Source organism: Intrasporangium sp., assembly GCF_035280925.1.
GTDB lineage: Bacteria > Actinomycetota > Actinomycetes > Actinomycetales > Dermatophilaceae > Intrasporangium.
The window spans coordinates 1-21,291 of sequence record NZ_DATEEY010000052.1 but is presented as its reverse complement, the minus strand read 5'-3'; the positions used below and the strand labels follow the sequence as shown (position 1 = coordinate 21,291).

Sequence of the window (21,291 nt, the reverse complement as noted above, 5' to 3'; positions counted from 1 at the left end):
GCGACGGAGACGGTCGGTGGGAGGCGCCAGGCGACTTCATGCCCGGTCTCGTGGACGAGGAAGCCAGTGTCGTCGTGTGACCCTCGTAGCGGACGGCGGGTTGGCGGTTCACTTTGAGCATCTTGAGCGGCGGGTTCCCGCATCGACCGTTGAGCGGATCGTGCACACGAACAGCGCTGGCGACGGCTTCGTCGCGGGCTTCATCGACGCCAGCCTGGACGGGGCTGACCTGGCTCGGGCATGGCGAGCGACCAACTGAGTTCACTACTGGACGGGGTTCTCGGCTGAAACGCCTTGCGGCTGTGGACAACTCCGCCGCACCGACGCCAGGGTTGTCTAGGTTCGGGCGTCGTGAGCTACTCAATCGACACGGACGGCACGAGGCGGCTCGGGTCCAGCCTGAGAGCGAGCGGCAGCGAGTTGCGCGACTGCGCAACAACCTTCGCGTATGCCGCTGGGCTCGCTGGTCGGGGCATCGCTGTTGACCACGTCGGGCTGGCCCAGTCACTGCACGAGTTCGGGACAACGCACCTTGCCGTCATCGAGGCCCTCGCAGCAGCGTCCGCCGCCCTCGCCCGCGACCTGACCTGGGCAGCCCAGTCAGCCCACGAAGCGGAGGTCGCGGTCGCCGGCGCCCTGGGTGCTGCTGGGGCTCAGCCGCCCATGGACTCGCGCGGAGCGCCGGTCTGATGGCGTGGGAGACCGGGCGCGCCGGCTCACGAGGCGAGCTCGCCGTGCCGGAGGGCGATCCAGGCGCGCTGCGTGCGGCGGCGGGCCGCTTTCGCCGGGTGGCGAATCGGGCTCTCGCCACGGCTGGCCTCTGCGGCACGGCCGGGCCCGAGCTGTCGCTCCAGTGGGAGGGACCCGCTGCGGAGGCGGCGGGAGCGGAGCTCCTCCAGCTCTCGGTTGTCGGTCGGCGGCTGCTGCCGGGACTCGATGGGGCAGGTCTGGCCCTGTCCAGGTACTCGGACGTGCTCGAACACGCCCAGGGCCGGGTCCGGGCGCTGGGCGTCAAGGTGGAGGCCGCGCGCGACGAGCATGCCAGGTCGACTGCAGCCGCTCGTGGCGCCGGGATCGACCCCCTCCTCGCTGCCCAGCTCCACGAGCGGGCCGACCGGCAGCTCGAGGAGACGTTGGGCGTGATCCACCGTTCCTACCGCGCCTGCATGGACGAGCTCTGGGCGGCCGGTACCCGTTGTGCACGCACCCTCTCATGGATCAGCGCCACCGCAGGAGCGGGACGCGGCGCCGCGGCCATTCGCGCGGATGTGCTCGCCGGGCTGCACCTGGTGCAGGACCAGCTCCGTGCCGCGTCGGTCCCACCCGTCGACCAGGTCGTCGAGCCCGAGCCAGAAACGTGGTGGGAGAGCGCCCTTGAGACGGCTGGCGACGCTGCCGCGTGGACCTACAACCACACCGCGGTCCCCTTGGTGAACGGTGCGGCCAACGTGGTCGAAGCCGCCGCGGAGCATCCCGAGGACCTCATCGAGATGGCCATCGGTGCCGGAATGGTCGTTGTCGGCGGCGGAGGTGAGGTAGCCGGCGTCGCGCTGGACGCCACGGGTGTGGGGGCGGTGGCGGGCGTCCCCATCAACATCGCCGCGGCCGGCCTCATCGCCGCCGGTGCCGGGGCGGTCACCCATGGTGGGAGCCGTCTCGCGGACCACGCCGCGCACAACGAGAACCAGCTCTTGAACGAGGTCGACAGTCCGTCCGCCGCACGGCACCGCGGCAACGCAGGCGACCCACTGCCAGACTCGATGCGTCCAGACAGTGCCGGAGCGAACTGGGAGGGACGCGTCGCGAACAACGAAAAGGGCGCCGTTTGGCAGGATCCCGACACGGTCAACGCTCCGAAGGGAACTCCCTCGGACGCCAACTCGGTCCGAATCATGGATCCAGACGGGCGTTATCCCACTGGCTACGTGCGCTTCTACAACGAGCAGGGTCAACCCTTGACCCTCGAGGGAAAGCCTGGGCCAAAGAAGGACCCGACCACGCATATCCCCCGGCGTCCGGATGGGACGTACGACACCCCGAAAGGTTGGGCTCCGTGATCCCCGATATGACCGGCAAGACCATTGAGATGATCCGGTTCAACTACTCGCTGGCGATCTGGACCAATGACAATTGGCAACTCGACTTGGCAGGGATCACCCACATCACGCTGGAAGGTCGGTCACCCGTGGAGATCGACACCACGCTTTGCCAAGACGAACTCACGGACGAGGTGCGCCCTCTTCTTGGACAGGCGATCACCAAGGCAGCCGTTTCAACGACTGGAGACTTGGCCATCACCTTGAATCACGCGCAGCTGGAGGTAAAGGCGGGCGATGATCACGAGGCATGGCAGCTGAGTGGGCCCGACGGCGAGATGGTCGTCTGCATGCCCGGCGGTGAACTCGCCGTCTGGGGACCGCGAGGCGTCTGATCCGCCTCGTACTCATTGGTGGTGCAAGCCCGCCCTTCGAGCCGATCGAGTGAACGCCTTCTGTGCCCAGATGCTGTTCTTTCGATTGGGGTGGTGGAGGGAGAGGACGACCCGGCCCCGGCCGCGGACCGCCCGACCGGCACAATGTCGGCATGCTCCCGCCGCGTCCGTTGCCCGTCCCAGCAGGGCCGGACGTGCTCCGGATCCTGGCCGACCTCGAGGCCGCGCTCGCGGGACACTCCCCCGTCATGCCGTATGCCGCTGGGCAGGCTCACCCGGTCGTCGGACCGCACGATCCTGCCGACCTCCCCGACGGGCTCGCCCTCGCTGTCGGCACCTCGGGCTCCACCGGCAGGCCGAAGCGGACCATGCTCACCGCTGCGGCGCTCACCGCCTCCGCCACGGCGACCCACGCGGTCCTCGGTGGCAGCGGCACGTGGCTGCTCGCCCTGCCGGGACACCACATCGCCGGCCTCCAGGTCCTCATCCGGTCCCTCGTCGGCGGGACGTCGCCGAGCCTGCTGGACCTGCGCGACGGATTCACGGCAGCCGCCTTCGCCCGTGCGGCTGACGCCGTCCGCACGAGCGCCCCCCGCCGCTACACCGCCCTCGTGCCGACGCAACTGGGCCGGCTGCTCGACGACCGCGCCGGCCTGGAAGCCCTCCGCTCCTTCGACGGCGTCCTTGTCGGCGGGGCGGCCACACCACAGGCCATGGCGCAACAGGCCCGCGGTGCCGGCGTTGCCCTGACCCTGACGTACGGGATGAGCGAGACCGCGGGTGGGTGCGTCTACGACGGCCTCCCGCTACCCGTCACCCGGATGCACATCGACAACGACCGGCACGTCGTCCTCGGGGGTGACACCATCGCGCACGGCTACGTGGCCGAGCCCCAGCTTTCAGCGGACGCCTTCTCGACCGATGCCGACGGCGTCCGCTGGTTCCGGACCGACGACCTGGGCCACATCGACGACGAGGGCCTGCTCGTCGTTGATGGACGGGCCGACGACGTGATCAACACGGGCGGCGTCAAGGTCACCCCTGGTGTCGTGGAGGACGCGATCGCCCGCCACGTCCATGACGTCGCGGACGTCGTCGTCGTCGGTGTGCCCGACCGCGAGTGGGGCGAGGTCGTCTGCGCAGCAGTGACGCTGCTCGACCCGACCACGCACGTGACGGCGGCTGACCTGCGCAGCCGGCTCAGCGGCATACTGCCTGATGCCGCGATGCCCAAGCGGGTGGTCGTGCTCCCTGCGATCCCGCTGCGCGGGCCAGGAAAGCCGGACCGGGCGGCGATCCGCCTGGCCGCTGATCGGCATGCATGATCCTTTCGTGACCCGCGGGTGGCAAGATGGTTGAGTTACTTCCCGAAGGAGTCCTCAGTGCCCCGCGTGATTCTCGTCGCCCTCGTGGTCTTCGCGACGATCTACGCCCTCGTCGACTGCCTCCAGACCGATGGTCGGCTGATGCGCATCATGCCCAAGCCGGTCTGGCTGCTCGTCTGCCTGGTCCCGGTCCTCGGCCCGATCATGTGGCTCGTTGCCGGCAGGTCGGACGCACCGGGCTCCCGGGGGCTGGGTCCGCGTCCGCGCGGCGGCAACACCCCGCGGCGCACGATGCCACCCCCGGGCCCTCGCGGGCCGGATGACGACCCCGACTTCCTGCGCAAGCTGCGCAAGCCGAAGCCGGACGCCTGACCCCCTGACCAGCCAGGACCCATGGCCACGCTCGCCCAGTGGATCGAAGGTGCGCGCCCCCGCACCCTGCCCGCCGCCATATCCCCCATCCTGATTGGCTCCGGCGCCGCCTACCAGACCGGGGACATCGTCTGGGGCTATGTCGTCCTCGCGGCCCTCGTGGCCCTCGCCCTGCAGGTCGGGGTGAACTACGCCAACGACTACAGCGACGGCATCCGCGGCACGGATGAGGTCCGGGTGGGGCCGATCCGGCTCGTCGGCCAGCGTCTCGCCGCGCCGGCGTCGGTCAAGACCGCGGCTCTCACCGCGTTCGCGGTCGCGGGGGTCCTGGGGCTCACTCTGATCGTGCTCTCCCGGCTGTGGATCATGCTCCCGATCGGTGGCCTCGCGATCCTGGCGGCCTGGTACTACACCGGCGGCCGGCGCCCCTACGGCTACCTCGGCCTGGGTGAGGTCTTCGTCTTCGTCTTCTTCGGCCTCGTCGCGACCCTCGGCACGATGGCCACGATGACGACGCCCACCGCGGCCGGCTGGTGGGGCGCCATCGGCGTCGGCTCGGTCACCTCAGCCATCCTGGTCGCCAACAACCTGCGCGACATCCCCACCGACAGCGTCACCGGCAAGCGGACGCTGGCCGTGCGCCTCGGTGACCAGCGGACCCGGAGCCTCTACGTCGCGCTCATCGCCGTCGCGTTCGTCATGACGGCGCTCGCCGCGCTGACATCCACCTTCGCGCTGCTCGCCCTGCTCGCGGCGCCCCTCATCGCGCGACCGATCCGCGCCGTCGTCGGCGGCGCGACGGGTCGTGACCTGATCCCCACCCTCGCCGGAACCGGCGTGTTCGAGCTGGTCTGGGCCGCTCTCCTCGCGGTCGGGTTGGCGCTCGGGTACCACGTCTGACGGCCCCTCCACCTCCCAATCTGCTGCGGGCTGCCCGCACCCGGTGGGACGGTGATGTGTCGGGCGAGTCCCGGCGAGGAGGGAAGAGCCATGGAAGCGATCGAGGTCGTCGTCATCGGCGCCGGACAGGCCGGGGCCGCGACCAGCCATGAGCTGAGCGAGCGCGGCGTCGAGCACGTGGTCCTCGAGGCAGAGCGTCCCGGCTTCTCGTGGTCGCAGCGTTGGGACAGCTTCACCCTCGTCACCCCGAACCACGCCATCCGGCTGCCCGGCGGGACCTACGTCGGCGACGACCCGCACGGCTACCTTCCACGTTACGAGATCGAGGAGCACATCCGGACGTATGCCGCTGGGCTCGCTGCCGAGGTCCGCTCCGGTACGCGCGTGGATCGGCTCCGGCCCGCCGAGGCGGGTGGCTACCTCCTCGACACGGCCGAGGGCGCCATCGCGGCTCGGTCCGTCGTCGTCGCGACGGGGGCCTACCAACGGCCACACCACCCCGCTGCCATAGCAGCATTGCCGCCTGGGCTCGAGGTGGTCGACTCCATCGACTACCGGAGGCCGGCCGACCTCCCGGACGGTGCGGTCCTCGTCGTGGGCGGTGGGCAGAGCGCGTGCCAGATCGCGGAGGAGCTGGCCCTCTCCGGCCGCGAGGTCATCATGGCCTGCGGGCGCGCCCCGTGGTTCTATCGGCGCCTCGAGGGCCGGGACATCTTCGACTGGCTGGCCGACGCCGGGTTCCTCGACGAGGGCCCGGAGGCGCTCCCGACGCCAGCGGCGCGGCTCGGCGCCAACCTCCAGGCGACCGGGACACGAGGTGGCCATGACCTGACGTATCGCACACTCGATCAGCTGGGCGTCCGGCTCGGCGGTCATCTCGTCGCAGACGCCGGCGGTTCCCCGCGTCTCGCGCCGGACCTCGAGGAGATCCTCGCCTTCTGCGACATGGTCCACGGCATGCTCCGGAATGAGCTGCTCGAGTGGTGTGCGACTTCCGGTCGGCCGGCGCTCGACATCCCGCCCGCCAGCGCGTTCCAGCCCGAGCCCGTGCGCGACCTCGATCTGCGTGCCCTCGGTGCCGTCATCGTCGCCGCCGGCTATCGAAGCCGCTACACCGAGTGGATCGAGATGCCCGGCATCGTCGATGAGTTCGGCTTCCCCGTCCACGCCGACGGCGAGAGCACGGTTGCGCCCGGAATCCACTTCGTGGGCGTCCACCTGCTGCGCACCCGGAAGTCGTCCCTGCTGCTCGGGGTGGGTGACGATGCCGCACGCACGGCCGAGCGGATCGCCGCTTCCCTGCGCGCGCCGGCAGCGTGAACCGGGGTGCGGCAGCCTGGCTCTCGTCGAGTGTGCAGTCCGCGCTGGGCGTCAGCTGCACACTCGACGCAGGGCCAGCCCCGAGGGCTCACCGCACGGGACGAATGACGGGACCAGAGCCCTCCGCCCTGAGGGGTGCCCGCATGCGACGGGAAACCCGTCCCGTCACTCGTCCCACCTCTCAAGCACAGGCCGAGACCCAGCGCTGCATGCGTGTGCGAGAGGGTCAGCGCACCGTATCGGTGCCGTTGGGCCTCTCGGCCTCGGCGTCCTCGGCGACCTCGTCCTCGGAGGGAAGACGCCGGCCTTCCTCCTTCGCCCGCAGCTTGGCCTCGTGGCGCTCCACCAGCTTCGCTGTCATCTCGTCACGCATACCGCGAAGCAGGGCATAGGACACGGCAGCCGAGAGGACCGCCGAGAGGGCGATGAGCAGGATGGGGTTGTTGCGGATGCCGACGAGCCACAGGGCCAGGAGCACCCCGAAGAAGATGAGCAGCCGGAGAATGGTGTAACGGACCACGTTCAGTTCATCCCCGAGTAGTTGTGCATGCCGACGAATGTCGACACGAGGTTGACGAGCGTGAAGTTGATGATGACGCAGGCAAAGCCGGCGAGCGCGATGTACATCGACTTGCGCAGGTCGACACCGGCCGTGGCACGGCCGTGCATGTAGGCGGCGTAGACGGTCCAGATGACGAAGGTCCAGACCTCCTTGGGGTCCCACTGCCAGTAGGCGCCCCACGCCTCCTTGGCCCAGATCGCGCCGGCGATGAGGGTGAAGGTCCAGAGGATGAAGGCCACCATGTTGAGGCTGTAGGCGGTCCGCTCGAGGGCGGCGGACGCCGGCAGCGACTCGATGAAGTTGGGCTTGGCGGGCGGCTTCTCCTCACGGCGCAGCCGGACGAGGTAGAGGATCCCGATCGCGGCACCGATGGTGAAGAAGGCCACGGCGAGGAAGGCGACACCGACGTGGATGGCGAGCCAGTAGGACCTGAGTGCGGGCATCAGCTCGCCCGCCTCGGTGTAGAGGACGGCGAGCGACAGGCCGAGCAGCAGCAGAATCGGCGTGACGACGAAGACGCCGAGCCACTGCCAGTTGTTCCGCTTGGCCAGGACCGAGTAGACCAGACCGACGGCGGCCGCGGACGCGGTCGCGAACTCGAACATGTTGCCCCACGGCGGCCGAGCCACCGCGATCCCTCGCAGGACCACCGACGCGACGAGCAGCGCCGTCGCGAGGTAGGTGAGCGTCAGGGCGATGTTGCCGCGCTGCACCGAGGCGGCGCTCTCCTCGAGTGCCGGCCCAGCGGCATACGTCCGTCGGGAGCCGGCCTCCGATGATGTCTGGGCGCCGGCGGTGATCAGCGCCTCCTCGCGCTCGACGGCGCGCGAGCCGGGCAGCAGCGCCGTGCGGGCCGCGAGGTGCCAGGCGAACATCAGCATGGCGAGGGTGTAGACGATCATCGACGCGTAGAGCGCCAGGTTCGCGTTGCCGGCGAGCGCCGGACTCACCGTGGCGAGTGTGGGTGTCACGAGTGGTCTGTCCGTTCTGCATGGGGTTCGTGCACGGCTGCGCCGACAGCGTCCACGACGGCGGCGAGCCCGGGGTCGGAGTCCTTGGAGAGGCCACCGATGGTGACCACGGTAGCGCCTGGCTCGGCGTCGCCCGCCCCGGCCGGGCGGACCCGCACGAAGACGCGGCGGCGCTTGATGGTCAGACCGAGGATGAGACCCAGGGTCGCCAGGAGCGCGCTGACCAGGCTGATCGGCGCCCCGGGATCGGTGCGGATCGACAGCCCGGCGAACCGCTTGACCTCCTCGAACGTGATCGAGCCGCGTCCGCCCGGCAGCTCATAGGTCTGGCCCGGCTTCAGCCGAACCAGGGCCGGCTCGCCGTCAGCGCCCGGTACCTGGGTCATCTCCTCGGTGTTGAGGGTGTAGACCGACTGTGGCGCGCCGCCCGGGAAGAGCATTCCCTCCCAGATGGACAGGGCGAGCTCGGGGTTCTGGGCGTCCGGGAAGATCGACACCGGGCCGTTGGCGAAGGTCGGCTCCGCGGTCGGGAGGAAGAAGCCGGTGAAGCCGAGCTGCTTGGGAGTGGCCGAGGGCACCTTGACCACGCCCACCGAGCGGTAGTTCCCGTCCTGGGCGAGAAACGGCGTGGCCTCGCGGTACAGCACCTCCCCGGAGGCGTCACGCACGGTGATGACCGGCGTGTAGCCATTGCCGAGGAGGAAGACGTCCGCGCCGCCGATGACGAGCGGGTGGTTGACGGCAATGTCGGCCCGGCGCTGCTGGGCGCCCAGCTGGTCCGCCACCCTGACGTGGGCCCGGAACTCCCGCGGCGTGCCGAAGGAGCGACCGGGGGTCTCGTTGAACTCGACCTCCAGGTCATCGAGCGTCATGACGAAGCCGGGCACGGCATCATCACCGACGAGCGGCCCCGGTGAGAACGTGTTGTACGTCGAGGCGGTCGAGGCGAACTCGTCGCCCTCGGACAGGATGAGGTCGCCGCGCCAGCCGAACAGGTGGCCGACGGCCATGCCGACGATGATGCCGGTCAGGGCGAGATGGAAGAGCAGGTTGCCCGTCTCCCGGAGGTAGCCGGACTCGGCGCTGACACTGTTGCCGTCGTGACTGTGCACCCTGAACCGCTTGCCCCGCAGGGCGGCCCGTGCGGCGTCAAGCGCCTCGTCCGGCGTGCGCATGGTCCTCAGCTCGACGTGCTCGTCGAGGCGGGCCAACCGAGCGGGTGCGCGGGGAGGAGTGGACCGGAGGGCGCGCAGGTGGACCCGGGTCCGCGGCACGATGCACCCGATGAGCGAGACGAAGAGCAGCAGGTAGATCGCTGAGAACCAGGGAGACGCGTAGACGTCGAAGAAGCCGAGGCGGTCGAGCCACGGCCCGGTGTCGGGGTTCTGGACCAGGTAGTCGGCGACCCGGCCCGCGTCGATGTTGCGCTGTGGGAAGACCGAGCCCGGCACCGCGGCGACGGCCAGGAGCAGGAGCAGGAACAGGGCCGTCCGCATGCTCGTCAGCTGTCGCCACGCCCACCGCGCCATCCCGAGTGCCCCGAGCTGGGGCAGCTGTGGCTCGCGGGGAGCTGAGGACAATGACGATGCCGTATGCCGCTGGGCTGGCTCCTGCTCAGACGTGACCGTCGTCTTCGGCTCGGTCATCAGAGGGCCACCTGGAAGGTGGCGATGAGGTTGGTCTGGAGCCACGCGATGACGTTCTCCCAGAGGCCGGTCACCATGAGCAGGCCGGTCGCGATGAGCATGAGCCCGCCGAAGGCCTGGATCGGCCTGCGATGACGCCGCAGCCAGGCGCTCGCCCGACCCGCCCGCTCCCACAGTGCTGCCATGAGGATGAAGGGCAGGCCGAGCCCGATCGAGTAGACGGCGGCAAGGGCGAGGCCTCGCCCGATCGACCCCGCCTCCGCGGAGATCGGGGCGGCCATGGCCTGGATCGCTCCGAGGGTCGGCCCCCAGCACGGGGACCACCCGACGGCGAACGCGGCACCGACCAACGGTGCCCCGAGCAGGCCCGCGCGTGGGCGCCAACCGAGCTGGGCGGCATACGACTTGCCGGCGCCGAGGAAGAGCAGGCCCATCACGATGACGACCGCGCCGCCGATACGCAGCAGCGCACTCTGGTGCTCCCGGAAGGCCACCCCGACGGCGGACAGGGCTGCGGCGGCGATGAGGAAGACGACGGAGAAGCCGAGGACGAAGAGCAGCGCCCCGATGACGAGCCGGCCGCGCGACCGTCGCTCGAGCGACTCGTCCGAGAGCCCGGTGACATAGCCGAGGAAACCCGGTACGAGCGGCAGGACGCAGGGCGACGCGAAGGAGACGAGTCCCGCTGCGAGCGCCACGACGGAGGCGAGGAGGACCGAACCGGTCGCGGGGTCAGCGTTCACGGGGCGCCGGCTCTCGTCAGGCCTCGGCGAGCACGTCGTCGACCAGCGCGGTGAGCGTGCTGGTCGTGACGGGCCCCGAGACGCGGGCGGCGATGCGCCCCTGCTGGTCGAGCACGAGCGTCGACGGGGTCGCCGTCGCCTTGCCCTGCAGGGCGAGGATCGGGGCGCCGCCGTCGTACGCGAGCGACGGGTAGGTCACCTGGTTCGCCTTCTGGAAGGCGAGGCCGGTCTCCGGACTCTCCATCTTGTCGAGCCCGATGAACTCGACGTCGAGCTTCTCGCCCTGGACCTGCTCCCAGGCCCGCTGCAGCGCGGGCGTCTCCTCGATGCAGGGCGGGCACCAGGAGCCCCAGACGTTGACGACGAAGACGGTGCCCTCCTTGCCCGCCATCGACCAGGGCTTGCCCTCGAGCGTGGTCCCCGACAGGGCCACCGGAGCGCCGCGGCTCTCCGGCGCGAGGCGCTCGATGGTGCCGTCGCCGGAGACGTAGTTCTTCCGGTCGCCCGCCTTGGCCTGGGCGGCAACGGAGTTGGGATCCTCCGAGCAGGCGCCGAGTGTCGTGACGAGCCCCCCGGCCAGCACGATGGCCCCCCACCGCAGTGCGGCGCGTCGGTCGAGGTCCCGCATCAGGCGCCCACGCTCCTGCTCGCCCGGGCGAGAAGCGCAGCGGCCGGCTCGGAGTACGCGATCGACTCGAGGTCGTCGCCGTCGTAGGCGAGGGAGGTCAACGAGGCGAGCGTGCACTCACGCTTGCGGGGGTCGTGCCAGAGACGTCGGCCCTCGAGCTCGTTGCGCACCGTCCAGATCGGCAGCTGGTGCGAGACGATGACCGCCTCGTGGCCGGCGGCGACACGACGCGCCTCGTCGATGGCCGCGAGCATCCGGGCCGCGATGTGGTCGTAGGGCTCCCCCCATGAGGGCTTCAACGGGTTGAGCAGCTTGTGCCAGTGGCTCGGGTGGAGCAGGTCCTTGGTGGTGACGTGACGACCCTCGAAATAGTTCTCCGACTCCACCACGCGCGGATCGGTCTGGACGGTGAGGCCGTGCGATGCCGCGATCGGCGCGGCGGTCTGCTGCGCACGGTCCAGCGGGGACGCGACGACGAGGACGATGTCGTTGGTCTCGAGGTGCCGGGTCACGAGCTCGGCCATCTCGCGGCCGAGATCGCTGAGGTGATAGCCATCGAGCCGGCCGTAGAGGACCCCACTCGGGTTGTGCACCTCCCCGTGCCGCATCAGGTGCACGACGGTGCGCGTCGGCACGGCTGGCATCGGCGTGGCGGTCATGGCGCCCAGTGTCTCAAACGCGGCGTGAACGTCCGAATCCGCGTCCAGCGGTGGCTCCGGGCCCGGTCCTCATTGAGGTCCCCGTGCGGCGCGCGCGGCGGCTGGGAGCGCGGCGACCACGTGCGAGACCGCGTCGTCATCGTGGGCCGCCGAGACGAACCACGCCTCGAACGAGCTGGGCGGCAGGTGGACGCCCCGCTCGAGCATCGCGTGGAAGAACCGACCGAAGGCGGCGACGTCCTGCGTCCTTGCATCGTCGTAGCTCCGGACGGGTCCCTCCCGGAAGAAGATCGAGAACATCGAGCCGGCCCACTGCACGGTGTGCGCGACCGAGGCCTCGGTCAGCGCGTCCGAGGCTGCGTCGGCGATGGCGTGCGCAGCGGCATCGAGCCGGGCGTACACCTGGTCGGTGCACCCGCGCAGGGTCGCCAGGCCCGCAGCGGAGGCGACCGGGTTCCCTGACAACGTGCCGGCCTGGTAGACCGGGCCGGTCGGTGCGAGCAGCGCCATGACCTCGCCCCTGCCGCCGAAGGCGGCCGTCGGGAATCCCCCGCCCATGACCTTGCCGAAGGTGAACAGGTCAGCCGGCCCAGCGGCATACGGCCCCTCGAGCCCGTAGAACCCCGAGCGGGAGCAGCGGAACCCGGTCATCACCTCGTCGCTGATGAGCAGTGCGCCGTGGTCGCGGGTCACGCGGCGCAGCCCCTCGGTGAAGCCGGGGGCGGGCGGGACGACACCCATGTTGCCCGGTGCGGCCTCGGTGATGACGGCCGCGATCTGCTGGCCGCGCTCCGCGAACACCGCCTCCACGGCCGCAGGGTCGTTGTAGGGCAGCACGATCGTCTCGCCCGCGCTCGACCGGGGTACGCCGGCCGAGTCGGGCAGCGCGAAGGTCGCGACGCCGGATCCAGCCGACGCCAGGAGCGCATCGACGTGGCCGTGGTAGCAGCCCGCGAACTTCACGATCACGTCCCGCTGCGTGTAGCCCCGCGCCAGGCGGATCGCCGACATGGTCGCCTCGGTGCCGCTGTTGACGAGCCGGACCTGGTCGACGGGCTCGACCCGGGAGACGATCTCCTCGGCGAGTGCGACCTCGTTCTCGGACGGGGTACCGAACGAGAAGCCCTGTGCGGCAGCCCCGTTCACGGCCTTCAGCACCTCGGGGTGGGCATGGCCGAGGATCATCGGTCCCCAGGAGCAGATGAGGTCGACGTATCGGTTGCCGTCCACGTCGGTGAGCCAGGCGCCTTGACCGGAGGCCATGAACCGCGGCGTCCCACCCACCGCGCGGAACGCCCGCACCGGCGAGTTGACGCCACCTGGGATCACCGCGCTCGCCCGCGCGAGGAGGGCCTCCGAAGCCTCCGTAGCACCTGAAGTCATGCGGTCATTGTCCACGAGGGCGTCAGGCGTCGCTCTGGCCCTCCGGGTCGAGGTGGTCCCGGACGATGGCCATCGCGTCGCCGATCGCCTGGAACTGCTCCGGCGTCATGATGTCCACGAGGTTGTCACGCACGCTCTGGACGTGGACCTTGGAGATCTCGTCGACCGCCTCGAGACCGAGGGGCGTGAGGACGAGCTCGACGCCGCGTCGGTCGCCGAGACACTGCTCACGCGTGACCCAGCCGCGCGCCTCGAGGCGCTTCGCCGTGTGCGTCAGCCGGCTGCGCGACTGCACCACCATCGCTGCGAGCTCCGACATGCGCAGGCGGTGGGACGGGCTCTCCGACAGCATCGAGATGATCTCGTACTCGCTGAGCTGCAGGCCCGAGCCGTGGAGGGCGTCGTCGAGGGCCGTCTCCAACAGTCGGGTGCCGCGCAGGATGGCCCGCCAGGAGTCCTGCTCGGAGTCACTGAGCCATTTGACGCCATCAGTCTGGGACATGGCCGGGTCACTCCCTTCAGGCGGATGGACTGCGCTGCCTCACGTGGCTGCTCAGATCCTAGTTGTCACTCCGTCCTCCGGCGGTCACCCGAGCGGCGTGGCACCGCAGTCAGCCGATCCAGTCGGCGACCTCGAGCGCGAAGTAGGTCAGGACGACCTGCGCGCCAGCGCGGCGGATCGACAGGAGCGACTCGAGAGCCGCGGCCTTGCGGTCGATCCAGCCGTTCGCGGCGGCGGCCGAGATCATCGCGTACTCCCCGGAGACCTGGTACGCCGCCACCGGCACCGCCGATCGCTCCGCGGCAGCGGCGACGACGTCGAGGTAGGACATGGCCGGCTTGACCATGACCAGGTCGGCTCCCTCGGCGATGTCCAGGTCGATCTCGCGGAGCGACTCGACCACGTTGGCCGGGTCCTGCTGGTACGTCCGCCGGTCACCCTCGAGGCTCGACTGGACGGCGTCACGAAATGGCCCGTAGAAAGCGGACGCGTACTTGGCGGCGTATGCGAGGACCACGGTTTCGGTGAAGCCGGCCTCGTCGAGGGCACCGCGGATGGCGGCGACCTGGCCGTCCATCATCCCCGAGGGACCGACGACGTGCGCTCCCGCACGCGCCTGGGCGACGGCCATCCGCCCATAGATCTCCAGCGTTGCGTCGTTGTCGACACGCCCGCGGTCATCGAGGACGCCGCAGTGCCCGTGGTCGGTGAACTCGTCCAGGCAGGTGTCCGCCATGACCACGAGGTCGTCGCCGACGGCAGCGCGGACGCGCTCGAGAGCGACATTGAGTATGCCGCTGGGCTCGGTTCCGCCCGAGCCGCGGGCATCCTTCGTGGTCGGGACCCCGAAGAGCATGATGCCGCCGATGCCGGCGTCCAGGCTGCGGCGAGCCTCCTCGACCAGGGAGTCGAGCGTGTGCTGGACGACCCCGGGCATGCTCGTGATGGGCCGCGGGTGGTCAGCGTCCTCGGCCACGAACGCCGGCAGCACCAGGTCCCTCGGGTGCAGGCGCGTCTCGGCGACGAGGGCACGCAGTGTGGGGGTCTGGCGCAGGCGGCGAGGACGCTCGATCACGGTGGGCCTCCCCGTCGTCAGCGGGCGCGGCGGCGCGAGGCCGGCCGCTTGTCGCTCGGGCGCTGCACCGGCGTCCCCGCCTCGGCGGCCGCGACCTTCAGACCGACGCCGTGACCGGCAAGGGCATCGACCAGGCTGACCGCCGAGGCCTCCGGTGCCAGCACGTCGACGCGCAGGCCGTGCTCCTGGGCGGTCTTCGCCGTGGCGGGCCCGATGCAGGCGACGACGGTCGCTGCATGGGGCTTGCCCGCGATCCCGACGAGGTTGCGCACCGTCGAGCTCGACGTGAAGACGACCGCGTCATAGTCGCCGCCCTTGATCGCATCGCGCACGTGCTGCGCAGGAGGGGCTGCGCGGACGGTCCGGTAGGCCGTCACGTCGTCGACCTCCCAGCCCATCTCACGAAGGCCGGCCACGAGCGTGTCGGTGGCGATGTCGGCCCGCGGCAGCAGGACTCGGTTGATCGGGTCGAGCAGGTCGTCGAACTCCGGCCACACCTCGAGCAGTCCGGCAGCAGACTGCTCCCCGGTCGGCACGAGGTCGGGGTTGATCCCCCAGTCGCGCAGCGCGTCCGCGGTGACCCCACCGACCGCCGCCACCTTGAGGCCGGCGAAGGCCCGGGCGTCGAGCCCGAGCTCCTCGAACCGCTCGCGGACGGCGCGCACGGCGTTGGTCGAGGTGAAGCCGATCCACTCATAGCGACCCGTGACGAGTCCCCGGACGGCCTTCTCCATCTGCTGCGGCGTGCGAGGCGGCTCGACCGAGATGGTCGGCACGACGTCGGCGACGGCGCCGTAGGCGGCGAGCCGCTCGATCATGGATCCTGCCTGCGCCTGGGTGCGGGGGACGAGGACCTTCCAGCCGAACAGGGGCTTCGTCTCGAACCAGGAGAACTCGTCGCGGAGCGCCACATTGGGTGACACCACTGCTGCGGAGAGGTGCCCGGTGGCGCCGGGGATCGCGGTCTCGGCGTCGCCCAGGGTGGTCGTCCACGAGGACTGGCGGACGGTGGTGGCCCGTTCGACCAGCACGACCTGCGTCTCTGACGGACGTCCGCTCTCGAGCAAGCCATCGAGCACGGCACCGATCGAGGGCGTCGAGCCGAGGATGACCATGGTGTCGTCGTTCGCGCCGTAGCGGGCGAGGTCCAGCCCCGGCTGGTCGGCGTTGAGCACGTGGACCGCCGGCGTGGCCTTGGAGGTCAGCGGGACGCCGGCATAGGTGGCGACGGCGCTCGCGGCCGACACCCCGGGGACCACGTCGAAGCTGATGCCGGCCTTGCGGCAGGCGCGGACCTCCTCCACGAGACCGTTGAAGGTGGCCGGGTCGCCGTCCATGAGGCGCACGACGAGGCCGCCCGAGGGGACGGACTTCGCAGCCCTGACGACGAGCTTGGCGCGCACGGCGTGGGTCAGCTCCTGACCGTTCTCACCGTGGCCGGCGTCGACGATCTGCACGTCCGCACGGGCATGGCGCAGCACCGCGTCCTCACGCATGAGGCGGTCGAGCACGACGACGTCGGCGGCCGCGAGCAGGTCGCGGGCCCGCAGGGTGAGCAGCCCCGGGTCGCCGGGGCCGGACCCGACGAAGGCGACACGTGAGGGCGTCGTCGGGACCGTGGGGGTTGGCACCGTCGGCTCTGACGGCTGGCGTGTGCGAGTCACGAAACTGGCTCCGGGGGTCGTTGTGCGGGAGTGGCGGGCTGGCTGAGGTCGGCGGCGCCGTCCTCGAGCAGGATCTGGGCAAGGTGTCGGCCGATGGCCTCAGGGTCGTCATACCTGCCGGTGAGCGACCGGCGCAACTCGATTCGTCCGTCCTCGCTGCCGGCGAACGCCCGGAGCGACAGCTCCAGTCCGGCGTCGCCTTCGACGACCTCGGCGAGCGCGCCGACCGGCGCGGTGCAGCCCGCCTCCAGCGCCGCGAGCAGCGAACGCTCGGCCGTGACACAGGTCCTCGTGTCGGCGTCCTCGAGAATGCTGACGGCCTCCTGCACGTCGGCCCGGTCGGCACGGCACTCGACCGCGAGCGCCCCCTGACCCGGCGCTGGCAGCACCTGGATCGGGTCGAGCACCTCGGTGACGACGCCGAGCCGGCCGAGTCGGGCCAGGCCCGCACGGGCGAGGACGACCGCATCGAGCTCACCGCTCGTGACGAGCCGCAGTCGGGTGTCGACGTTGCCGCGGATGGGGCGGATGTGGAGACCGAGGCCCAGGCTCGCCAGCTGGGCGGTGCGCCGGGGCGAGCCGGTACCCACGGTGGATCCGGCCGGCAGCTCCCCGAGCGTGAGGCCGTCTCGAGCCACCAGGACGTCCCGGCTGTCCTCACGCACGGGCACGGCGGCGATGACGAGTCCCGGCTCGGGAGCGGTGGGGAGGTCCTTGAGTGAGTGGACGGCGAGGTCGACGCGCGCGTCCATGAGGGCCTTGCGGATGGCCGCGGCAAAGACGCCCGTCCCGCCGATGGCCGTCAACAGCTCACCGGAGACGTCCCCCTCGGTCGTGATCTCGACGAGCTCGACCTCGTGGCCGGCGGCGCGCAGCCGGTCGGCGACCCAGCCCGACTGCGTCGTGGCGAGGGCTGATCGCCGGGTGCCGAGGCGCAGGGCGGTCATGGGGCACCCCGTTTCGGCGGGGACGAGACGTTGGCGACGTCCTTGGGCTCGAGGTCGAACAGCTCTCGGAGTGCCGCGGCGTAGTCGGCCCCGACACCCTCGACGGCGAACTCCTTGACCCGCGTCGTCGGGGTGTGGAGCAGCTTCTCGACGATGCGGTGCACCGCGTGTCCGACTTCCGCGCGCGTCGCCTCGTCGAGCTCGGGCAGGCGCTGGTGGAGCCGGTCCAGCTCGGTCGAGACGAGGGAGGCAGCCCGGGCACGCAGAGCGGCGACCGTGGGAGCCACGGACTTCTGGAGCCGGCGGGTCAGGTAGTCGGCGACCTCGGCGGTGACGAGGTCGCCGACTCGGTCCACCTGCAGCAGATCGGCCCGCCCCTCGAGCCGTCGGCCGAGCTCCTCGAGGTCGATGAGGCTGACGCTCGGCAGCGGCTGGGACCACGTCTCCACGGGCGCGACGTCCCGAGGCAGGGCGAGGTCGATGACCACCTGCGGCACGCCTCCGCGGGCAGCGACGCTCCGGGCCAGCCGCTCCTCGGTGATGACCTGGCCCACGGCGCCCGTGCAGGCGATGACGAGGTCGCTCTCCGCCAGGACGTCGGCGAGCTCGGACCAGGGCCGCGGCGTCCCGCCCACGGAGGCGGCCAGGCGCTCTGCCCGCGCCGGCGTCCGGTTGATGACCGTGAGGTCAGTGATGCCGCTGCGTGCCGCAGTGGCCACGGCGAGCCCACTCATCGCACCGGCACCCACCACGGCGGTGCGTCGGCCCCGCAGGTCACCCAGGACGTGCGCTGCCTCCTCGAGGCCCATCTGGACGAGCGAGACGCTGTGCCGGTCGATGTCCGTCTCGGAATGGGCCCGCTTGCCCACCCGAAGGGCATGCTGGAAGAGCGAGTTGAGGGACTCGCCAGCACGGCCGGCCTGCTGGGCGGCCGCCAGGGCATCGCGCATCTGGCCGAGGATCTGCGACTCCCCCACGGCCATCGAGTCCAGGCCACACGCGACCGTGAACGCATGCGCCACCGCACCGTCGTCATAGCGCACGTAGAGGTGCTCGGCGATGCCCTCAGCCCGGCTGGCGAGCTCCTCGACGGGGTCGCTGGGAGACACCTCGCCCGGAGTCGGCAGGCCCTCGCGCCGGCTGCCGGCGGCGATGGCCAGCGCCTCACCGACCGCGGCCACGGCGGGGTGGAAGGCCGGCACCTCGGCGTAGACCTCGAGCCGGTTGCACGTCGCCAGGACGACGGCCTCGGACGCGGTCGCGGACGCGAGGACCGCGGTCGCGATGTCGGCGACCCGGTCCGGTGACTCGGACAGGGACTCGAGCAGGGCGAGCGGCGCCGTGTGGTGCGACAGCCCGATGACGAGGAGGCTCACGTCGCCACCACCGGTCCCGAACCCGTTGCCCCGGCCAGCCCCTGGGTCGCGGCGATCGGGTCGAGCGAGTCCAGAGCTCCCTGGGCGAGCGCCTTCTGCTGGGCATGGAAGGCAAGGATCTGCAGCTCGGTGGAGAGATCGACCCGGCGGACGTCAACCCCGTCCGGCACCGAGAGCACGGCGGGCGCGAAGTTGAGGATGGACCTGACCCCTACGTCCACGAGGGCATCGCACACGGTCTGGGCGGCCGCCGCGGGCGTGGCGATGACGCCGATCGCGATCGGGTCCTCCGCATACCGTCGCGGCAGGTGGCCGAACGGCGAGATCGCGATGCCCTGGACCACCTCGCCCCGGAGCGCAGGGTCGTCGTCGAAGAGCGCGACGATGCGGAAGCCCTTCGTGACGAAGCCCGAGTAGGAGGCCAGGGCGTGGCCGAGGTTGCCCATCCCGACGATCGCGACGGGCCAGTCCTCGGTGAGGCCCAACGCCCGGGAGATCTCGAGGGCCAGCGTCTCCACCTCGTAGCCGACTCCGCGGACGCCGTACGAGCCGAGATGGCTCAGGTCCTTGCGCAGCTGCGCCGAGCGGACGCCCACGGCTGCCGCCAGCTCCTCGGACGACACGGACAGGACCCCCTCCTCGGCGAGGCGGGAGAGGGTTCTGAGGTACTCAGGGAGCCGCGCAACGGTTGCGTCGGGGATCTCGCGACGCACGGTGGGGTCGGCCGACACGCTGGGTCACCGGCTCCTCTCGTCTGAGGCGATCTGGCCTCCCGGGAACGCCAAGAGACCACGAACGCGGAGCGCGTGGGTACCCAGTCAGGCTAGACGTTTGTGAACCCTTGCACAAAGTGAGCGGCGAATGTCACCACCACGTGGACAGTCGTGCGATCCGGGTCTCCGTGCGGTCTCGACGGTCAGGTCAGCGCGGAACGCAGGCGTGCTTCGTCCACCCGCCAGAAGTCGTGGCGGAGGCCATCGACAAGGGTCACGGGGATCTGCTCGGCGTACTTCGCACGCAGCTCGGCATCGTCGTCGATGGACCGTTCGGCCCATGTCACGCCGAGGTCGGCGGTGACCCGTTCGATGACCGCCTTCGCCTCGTCACAGAGGTGGCATCCGGGACGGCCGATGAGCGTGACGCGAGGTTCGGGCTCGGGCATGAGCCCCATGCTAGGACGCCGTCTCAGTCCGGCGTCGACGCGTCGTTCCATCGGAGGATGGCTGCGACGCCGTCCTTGGCATCGAACGGCTGGGCGACGAGCGAGATCTCCGCACCCACCGGAGCCAGGGACCAGATCAGGGCGTTCGGGTCGCGCTCCCCGGAGGTCGGCTCCGAAACGGCCGGCGCCTCCGGTTCACCGTCCCAGACGTCGGGATGGAGCAGGACGTGGGCGACCTGGGCCCTGGCAACCGCCTCCGTCACCGCGGACCAGCCCTCCACCGTGGACCCAGCGCCCTTCGCGTCGCCGAACCGCTCGAGGAGGCGAGCGTCACGCTCGACACGCCGCCGGGCCAGCGCCGCATCCCGGGCGCTCGCCTCCGCCGTCTCCGAGGTGCCTGCCGCCCGCCCACCGGTGTCGAGCCTGACGAGCAGCTCGGCCGTCGGCCCCGAGGCCTGTTCGACCAGGTAGGACGCCATGTGCTCCTCGCCCTCGAGGAAGACCGCGCCGAGCCGGAGGCGCCGAACGAGGCGGTCGAGCTCGGCCGCGATCTGGTTGGCGTTGTGCTTCCAGGAGTCCTCGGCGCGGGCCTGGAACCGCCGCTGGGAGGCGCCCCCGGCGCCGACCTTGCGCAGCTCGTCGTGCTCGCCGGTGACGTCGGTGGCCGTGACGATCGCGCCGTTGGGGTCGATGACCTCGATGTCGGCACCCTCCCGATCAAGACGAACCACGGCGTGGGTCTCCTTGCCGTCGAGCCCGCGCACGACCTCCATCAGCCGCGGCACCGGCCCGAACGACGACGACTCACGCCGTGGCCGTCCGTCCATGCCGACGTCGAGGACGAGGTGGCCCTGACTCGCGCAGACGACCCGAGTTCGCTCGCCGGCCCCCGCCGGATCGGTCACCGCCTCCTCGAGGACCGCCAACGTCTCGTCGTCGGCCCCTCGGCGCCCCAGCTCCCGTCGAGCCGAGCCCCAGGCGGCGAGTCGACGGCTCCGCGTCACCGGGTCGAGGTTGCTGGCGTCGAGGGTGGCGCACGCGAACGGCCCATCGAGGCTGGTGAGGGGCTTGAGCCAGTCGAGCTGCATCGGTACCTCCCACGAGTCGGCTCCGGGACAACTCCACGATCGTCTCGGGATCGTCCCTTTCAAAACGCTACCCCTACGAACCTGCCCCTAACAGGGCTCGGCCGCGGAGCATGGAAGTCGGCACGGAAGCCGGCACGGAGGTCCACGTCGTCCGTGCCGTTTGGAGTGAACCCGCAGGGGAATATTCCGGATACCACTCACCCCCTGGAGGACCTCATGACCAGCAATCCTGGCGGCTACGGCCGCACGACCGACTCGCCCAACCGCACGGCCGGGACGCACGATCGGACCTCGGTGCAAACGGCCGCGAAGGTCATCTCGGTCGTCTTCCTGGTCGTCGGCGTGCTCGGTTTCATTCCCGGCATCACGACCAACTACGACACCATGACCTTCGCCGGACACGAGTCCGAGGCGATGCTGCTCGGCGTCTTCCAGGTGTCGATCCTGCACAACGTCGTCCACCTGCTCTTCGGCGTCGTCGGCTATGCGATGTCGAGGACGGCCATCGGAGCCCGCAACTACCTCATCGGGGGCGGC

Annotated in this window: 24 protein-coding genes; 9 read left to right on the top strand and 15 right to left on the bottom strand. The window is 70.8% G+C overall.

Translation table 11 applies throughout. The features are described from left to right. Positions 1–16 precede the first annotated feature (16 nt). The 8 genes from VJN29_RS05540 (at position 17) to VJN29_RS05505 (ending at position 6,348) form a co-directional block, all read left to right on the top strand. A complete protein-coding gene (locus tag VJN29_RS05540) occupies positions 17–259 on the top strand; it encodes a PfkB family carbohydrate kinase (RefSeq protein ID WP_324142587.1) in 243 nt (80 codons plus the stop codon). Between the two features lie 92 nt (positions 260–351). Then, positions 352–690, top strand: a complete 339-nt coding sequence (locus VJN29_RS05535; RefSeq protein WP_324142586.1) for a hypothetical protein — start codon at positions 352–354, stop codon at positions 688–690. Next, complete coding sequence (locus tag VJN29_RS05530; protein WP_324142585.1) at positions 690–2,057, top strand: hypothetical protein; 1,368 nt, start codon at positions 690–692, stop codon at positions 2,055–2,057. The genes VJN29_RS05535 and VJN29_RS05530 overlap by 1 nt, the downstream gene beginning before the upstream one ends. Further along, positions 2,054–2,431, top strand: a complete 378-nt coding sequence (locus VJN29_RS05525) for a DUF6188 family protein (protein WP_324142584.1) — start codon at positions 2,054–2,056, stop codon at positions 2,429–2,431. The genes VJN29_RS05530 and VJN29_RS05525 overlap by 4 nt, the downstream gene beginning before the upstream one ends. 152 nt (positions 2,432–2,583) lie before the next feature. Further along, positions 2,584–3,756 (top strand): o-succinylbenzoate--CoA ligase, encoded by a 1,173-nt coding sequence (gene menE, locus VJN29_RS05520; protein ID WP_324142583.1) that lies wholly within the window; start codon positions 2,584–2,586, stop codon positions 3,754–3,756. Positions 3,757–3,813: 57 nt separating this feature from the next. Then, a complete protein-coding gene (locus tag VJN29_RS05515; protein ID WP_324142582.1) occupies positions 3,814–4,128 on the top strand; it encodes a PLD nuclease N-terminal domain-containing protein in 315 nt (104 codons plus the stop codon). 21 nt (positions 4,129–4,149) lie between these two features. Continuing rightward, a complete protein-coding gene (locus VJN29_RS05510; RefSeq protein WP_324142581.1) occupies positions 4,150–5,028 on the top strand; it encodes a 1,4-dihydroxy-2-naphthoate polyprenyltransferase in 879 nt (292 codons plus the stop codon). Positions 5,029–5,118: 90 nt separating this feature from the next. Continuing rightward, the gene (locus tag VJN29_RS05505; RefSeq protein WP_324142580.1) at positions 5,119–6,348 is read left to right on the top strand and encodes an NAD(P)/FAD-dependent oxidoreductase; all 1,230 of its coding nucleotides are present in this window, start codon (positions 5,119–5,121) and stop codon (positions 6,346–6,348) included. 226 nt (positions 6,349–6,574) lie between these two features. Here VJN29_RS05505 and VJN29_RS05500 read toward each other — a convergent pair whose 3' ends face one another. The 15 genes from VJN29_RS05500 to VJN29_RS05430 all read right to left on the bottom strand — a co-directional run bounded on the left by VJN29_RS05500 (position 6,575) and on the right by VJN29_RS05430 (position 20,754). Continuing rightward, positions 6,575–6,868 carry a DUF4229 domain-containing protein gene (locus tag VJN29_RS05500; protein ID WP_324142579.1) on the bottom strand — a complete coding sequence of 98 codons (294 nt, stop codon included), beginning with the start codon at positions 6,866–6,868 and terminating at the stop codon, positions 6,575–6,577. Positions 6,869–6,870: 2 nt separating this feature from the next. Beyond that, positions 6,871–7,881 (bottom strand): c-type cytochrome biogenesis protein CcsB, encoded by a 1,011-nt coding sequence (gene ccsB, locus VJN29_RS05495; protein ID WP_324142578.1) that lies wholly within the window; start codon positions 7,879–7,881, stop codon positions 6,871–6,873. After that, a complete protein-coding gene (gene resB, locus VJN29_RS05490) occupies positions 7,878–9,527 on the bottom strand; it encodes a cytochrome c biogenesis protein ResB (RefSeq protein ID WP_324142577.1) in 1,650 nt (549 codons plus the stop codon). Before resB ends, ccsB begins: the two co-directional genes overlap by 4 nt. Continuing rightward, positions 9,527–10,270, bottom strand: a complete 744-nt coding sequence (locus VJN29_RS05485) for a cytochrome c biogenesis CcdA family protein (protein WP_324142576.1) — start codon at positions 10,268–10,270, stop codon at positions 9,527–9,529. The genes resB and VJN29_RS05485 overlap by 1 nt, the downstream gene beginning before the upstream one ends. A gap of 16 nt (positions 10,271–10,286) precedes the next feature. Then, a complete protein-coding gene (locus VJN29_RS05480; protein WP_324142575.1) occupies positions 10,287–10,898 on the bottom strand; it encodes a TlpA disulfide reductase family protein in 612 nt (203 codons plus the stop codon). Continuing rightward, entirely contained in the window at positions 10,898–11,557 is a 660-nt protein-coding gene (locus tag VJN29_RS05475; RefSeq protein WP_324142574.1) for a histidine phosphatase family protein, read from the bottom strand. The genes VJN29_RS05480 and VJN29_RS05475 overlap by 1 nt, the downstream gene beginning before the upstream one ends. 69 nt (positions 11,558–11,626) lie before the next feature. Further along, a complete protein-coding gene (hemL, locus tag VJN29_RS05470; RefSeq protein ID WP_324142573.1) occupies positions 11,627–12,940 on the bottom strand; it encodes a glutamate-1-semialdehyde 2,1-aminomutase in 1,314 nt (437 codons plus the stop codon). 22 nt (positions 12,941–12,962) lie between these two features. After that, positions 12,963–13,442, bottom strand: coding sequence for a MarR family winged helix-turn-helix transcriptional regulator (locus VJN29_RS05465; protein WP_324142572.1), 480 nt, complete (start codon positions 13,440–13,442; stop codon positions 12,963–12,965). A 109-nt stretch (positions 13,443–13,551) separates the two neighbouring features. Further along, the gene (hemB, locus tag VJN29_RS05460; protein WP_324142571.1) at positions 13,552–14,517 is read right to left on the bottom strand and encodes a porphobilinogen synthase; all 966 of its coding nucleotides are present in this window, start codon (positions 14,515–14,517) and stop codon (positions 13,552–13,554) included. 17 nt (positions 14,518–14,534) lie between these two features. Then, positions 14,535–16,181: a uroporphyrinogen-III synthase gene (locus VJN29_RS05455; RefSeq protein ID WP_414654325.1), complete on the bottom strand. Its 1,647-nt coding sequence runs from the start codon at positions 16,179–16,181 to the stop codon at positions 14,535–14,537. After that, positions 16,178–17,128 (bottom strand): hydroxymethylbilane synthase, encoded by a 951-nt coding sequence (gene hemC / locus VJN29_RS05450; protein WP_324142569.1) that lies wholly within the window; start codon positions 17,126–17,128, stop codon positions 16,178–16,180. Before hemC ends, VJN29_RS05455 begins: the two co-directional genes overlap by 4 nt. After that, a complete protein-coding gene (hemA, locus tag VJN29_RS05445) occupies positions 17,125–18,504 on the bottom strand; it encodes a glutamyl-tRNA reductase (RefSeq protein ID WP_324142568.1) in 1,380 nt (459 codons plus the stop codon). The genes hemC and hemA overlap by 4 nt, the downstream gene beginning before the upstream one ends. Then, positions 18,501–19,235: a redox-sensing transcriptional repressor Rex gene (locus tag VJN29_RS05440; RefSeq protein ID WP_324142567.1), complete on the bottom strand. Its 735-nt coding sequence runs from the start codon at positions 19,233–19,235 to the stop codon at positions 18,501–18,503. The genes hemA and VJN29_RS05440 overlap by 4 nt, the downstream gene beginning before the upstream one ends. Positions 19,236–19,420: 185 nt before the next feature. Next, entirely contained in the window at positions 19,421–19,666 is a 246-nt protein-coding gene (locus VJN29_RS05435; protein ID WP_414654323.1) for a glutaredoxin family protein, read from the bottom strand. A gap of 23 nt (positions 19,667–19,689) precedes the next feature. After that, a complete protein-coding gene (locus tag VJN29_RS05430) occupies positions 19,690–20,754 on the bottom strand; it encodes a Vms1/Ankzf1 family peptidyl-tRNA hydrolase (protein ID WP_324142565.1) in 1,065 nt (354 codons plus the stop codon). A gap of 216 nt (positions 20,755–20,970) precedes the next feature. Here VJN29_RS05430 and VJN29_RS05425 point away from each other — a divergent pair. Then, on the top strand, positions 20,971–21,291 hold a 321-nt coding region (locus tag VJN29_RS05425; RefSeq protein WP_324142564.1), incomplete at its 3' end, for a DUF4383 domain-containing protein.

Coding starts and splice junctions, on each gene's coding strand:
- VJN29_RS05530 (WP_324142585.1), top strand. CDS start 690: ATGGCGTGGGAGACCGGGCGCGCCGGCTCACGAGGCGAGCTCGCCGTG.
- menE (WP_324142583.1), top strand. CDS start 2,584: ATGCTCCCGCCGCGTCCGTTGCCCGTCCCAGCAGGGCCGGACGTGCTC.
- VJN29_RS05510 (WP_324142581.1), top strand. CDS start 4,150: ATGGCCACGCTCGCCCAGTGGATCGAAGGTGCGCGCCCCCGCACCCTG.
- VJN29_RS05505 (WP_324142580.1), top strand. CDS start 5,119: ATGGAAGCGATCGAGGTCGTCGTCATCGGCGCCGGACAGGCCGGGGCC.
- resB (WP_324142577.1), bottom strand. CDS start 9,527: ATGACCGAGCCGAAGACGACGGTCACGTCTGAGCAGGAGCCAGCCCAG.
- VJN29_RS05480 (WP_324142575.1), bottom strand. CDS start 10,898: ATGCGGGACCTCGACCGACGCGCCGCACTGCGGTGGGGGGCCATCGTG.
- VJN29_RS05475 (WP_324142574.1), bottom strand. CDS start 11,557: ATGACCGCCACGCCGATGCCAGCCGTGCCGACGCGCACCGTCGTGCAC.
- hemL (WP_324142573.1), bottom strand. CDS start 12,940: ATGACTTCAGGTGCTACGGAGGCTTCGGAGGCCCTCCTCGCGCGGGCG.
- VJN29_RS05465 (WP_324142572.1), bottom strand. CDS start 13,442: ATGTCCCAGACTGATGGCGTCAAATGGCTCAGTGACTCCGAGCAGGAC.
- hemC (WP_324142569.1), bottom strand. CDS start 17,128: ATGACCGCCCTGCGCCTCGGCACCCGGCGATCAGCCCTCGCCACGACG.
- VJN29_RS05435 (WP_414654323.1), bottom strand. CDS start 19,666: ATGCCCGAGCCCGAACCTCGCGTCACGCTCATCGGCCGTCCCGGATGC.
- VJN29_RS05430 (WP_324142565.1), bottom strand. CDS start 20,754: ATGCAGCTCGACTGGCTCAAGCCCCTCACCAGCCTCGATGGGCCGTTC.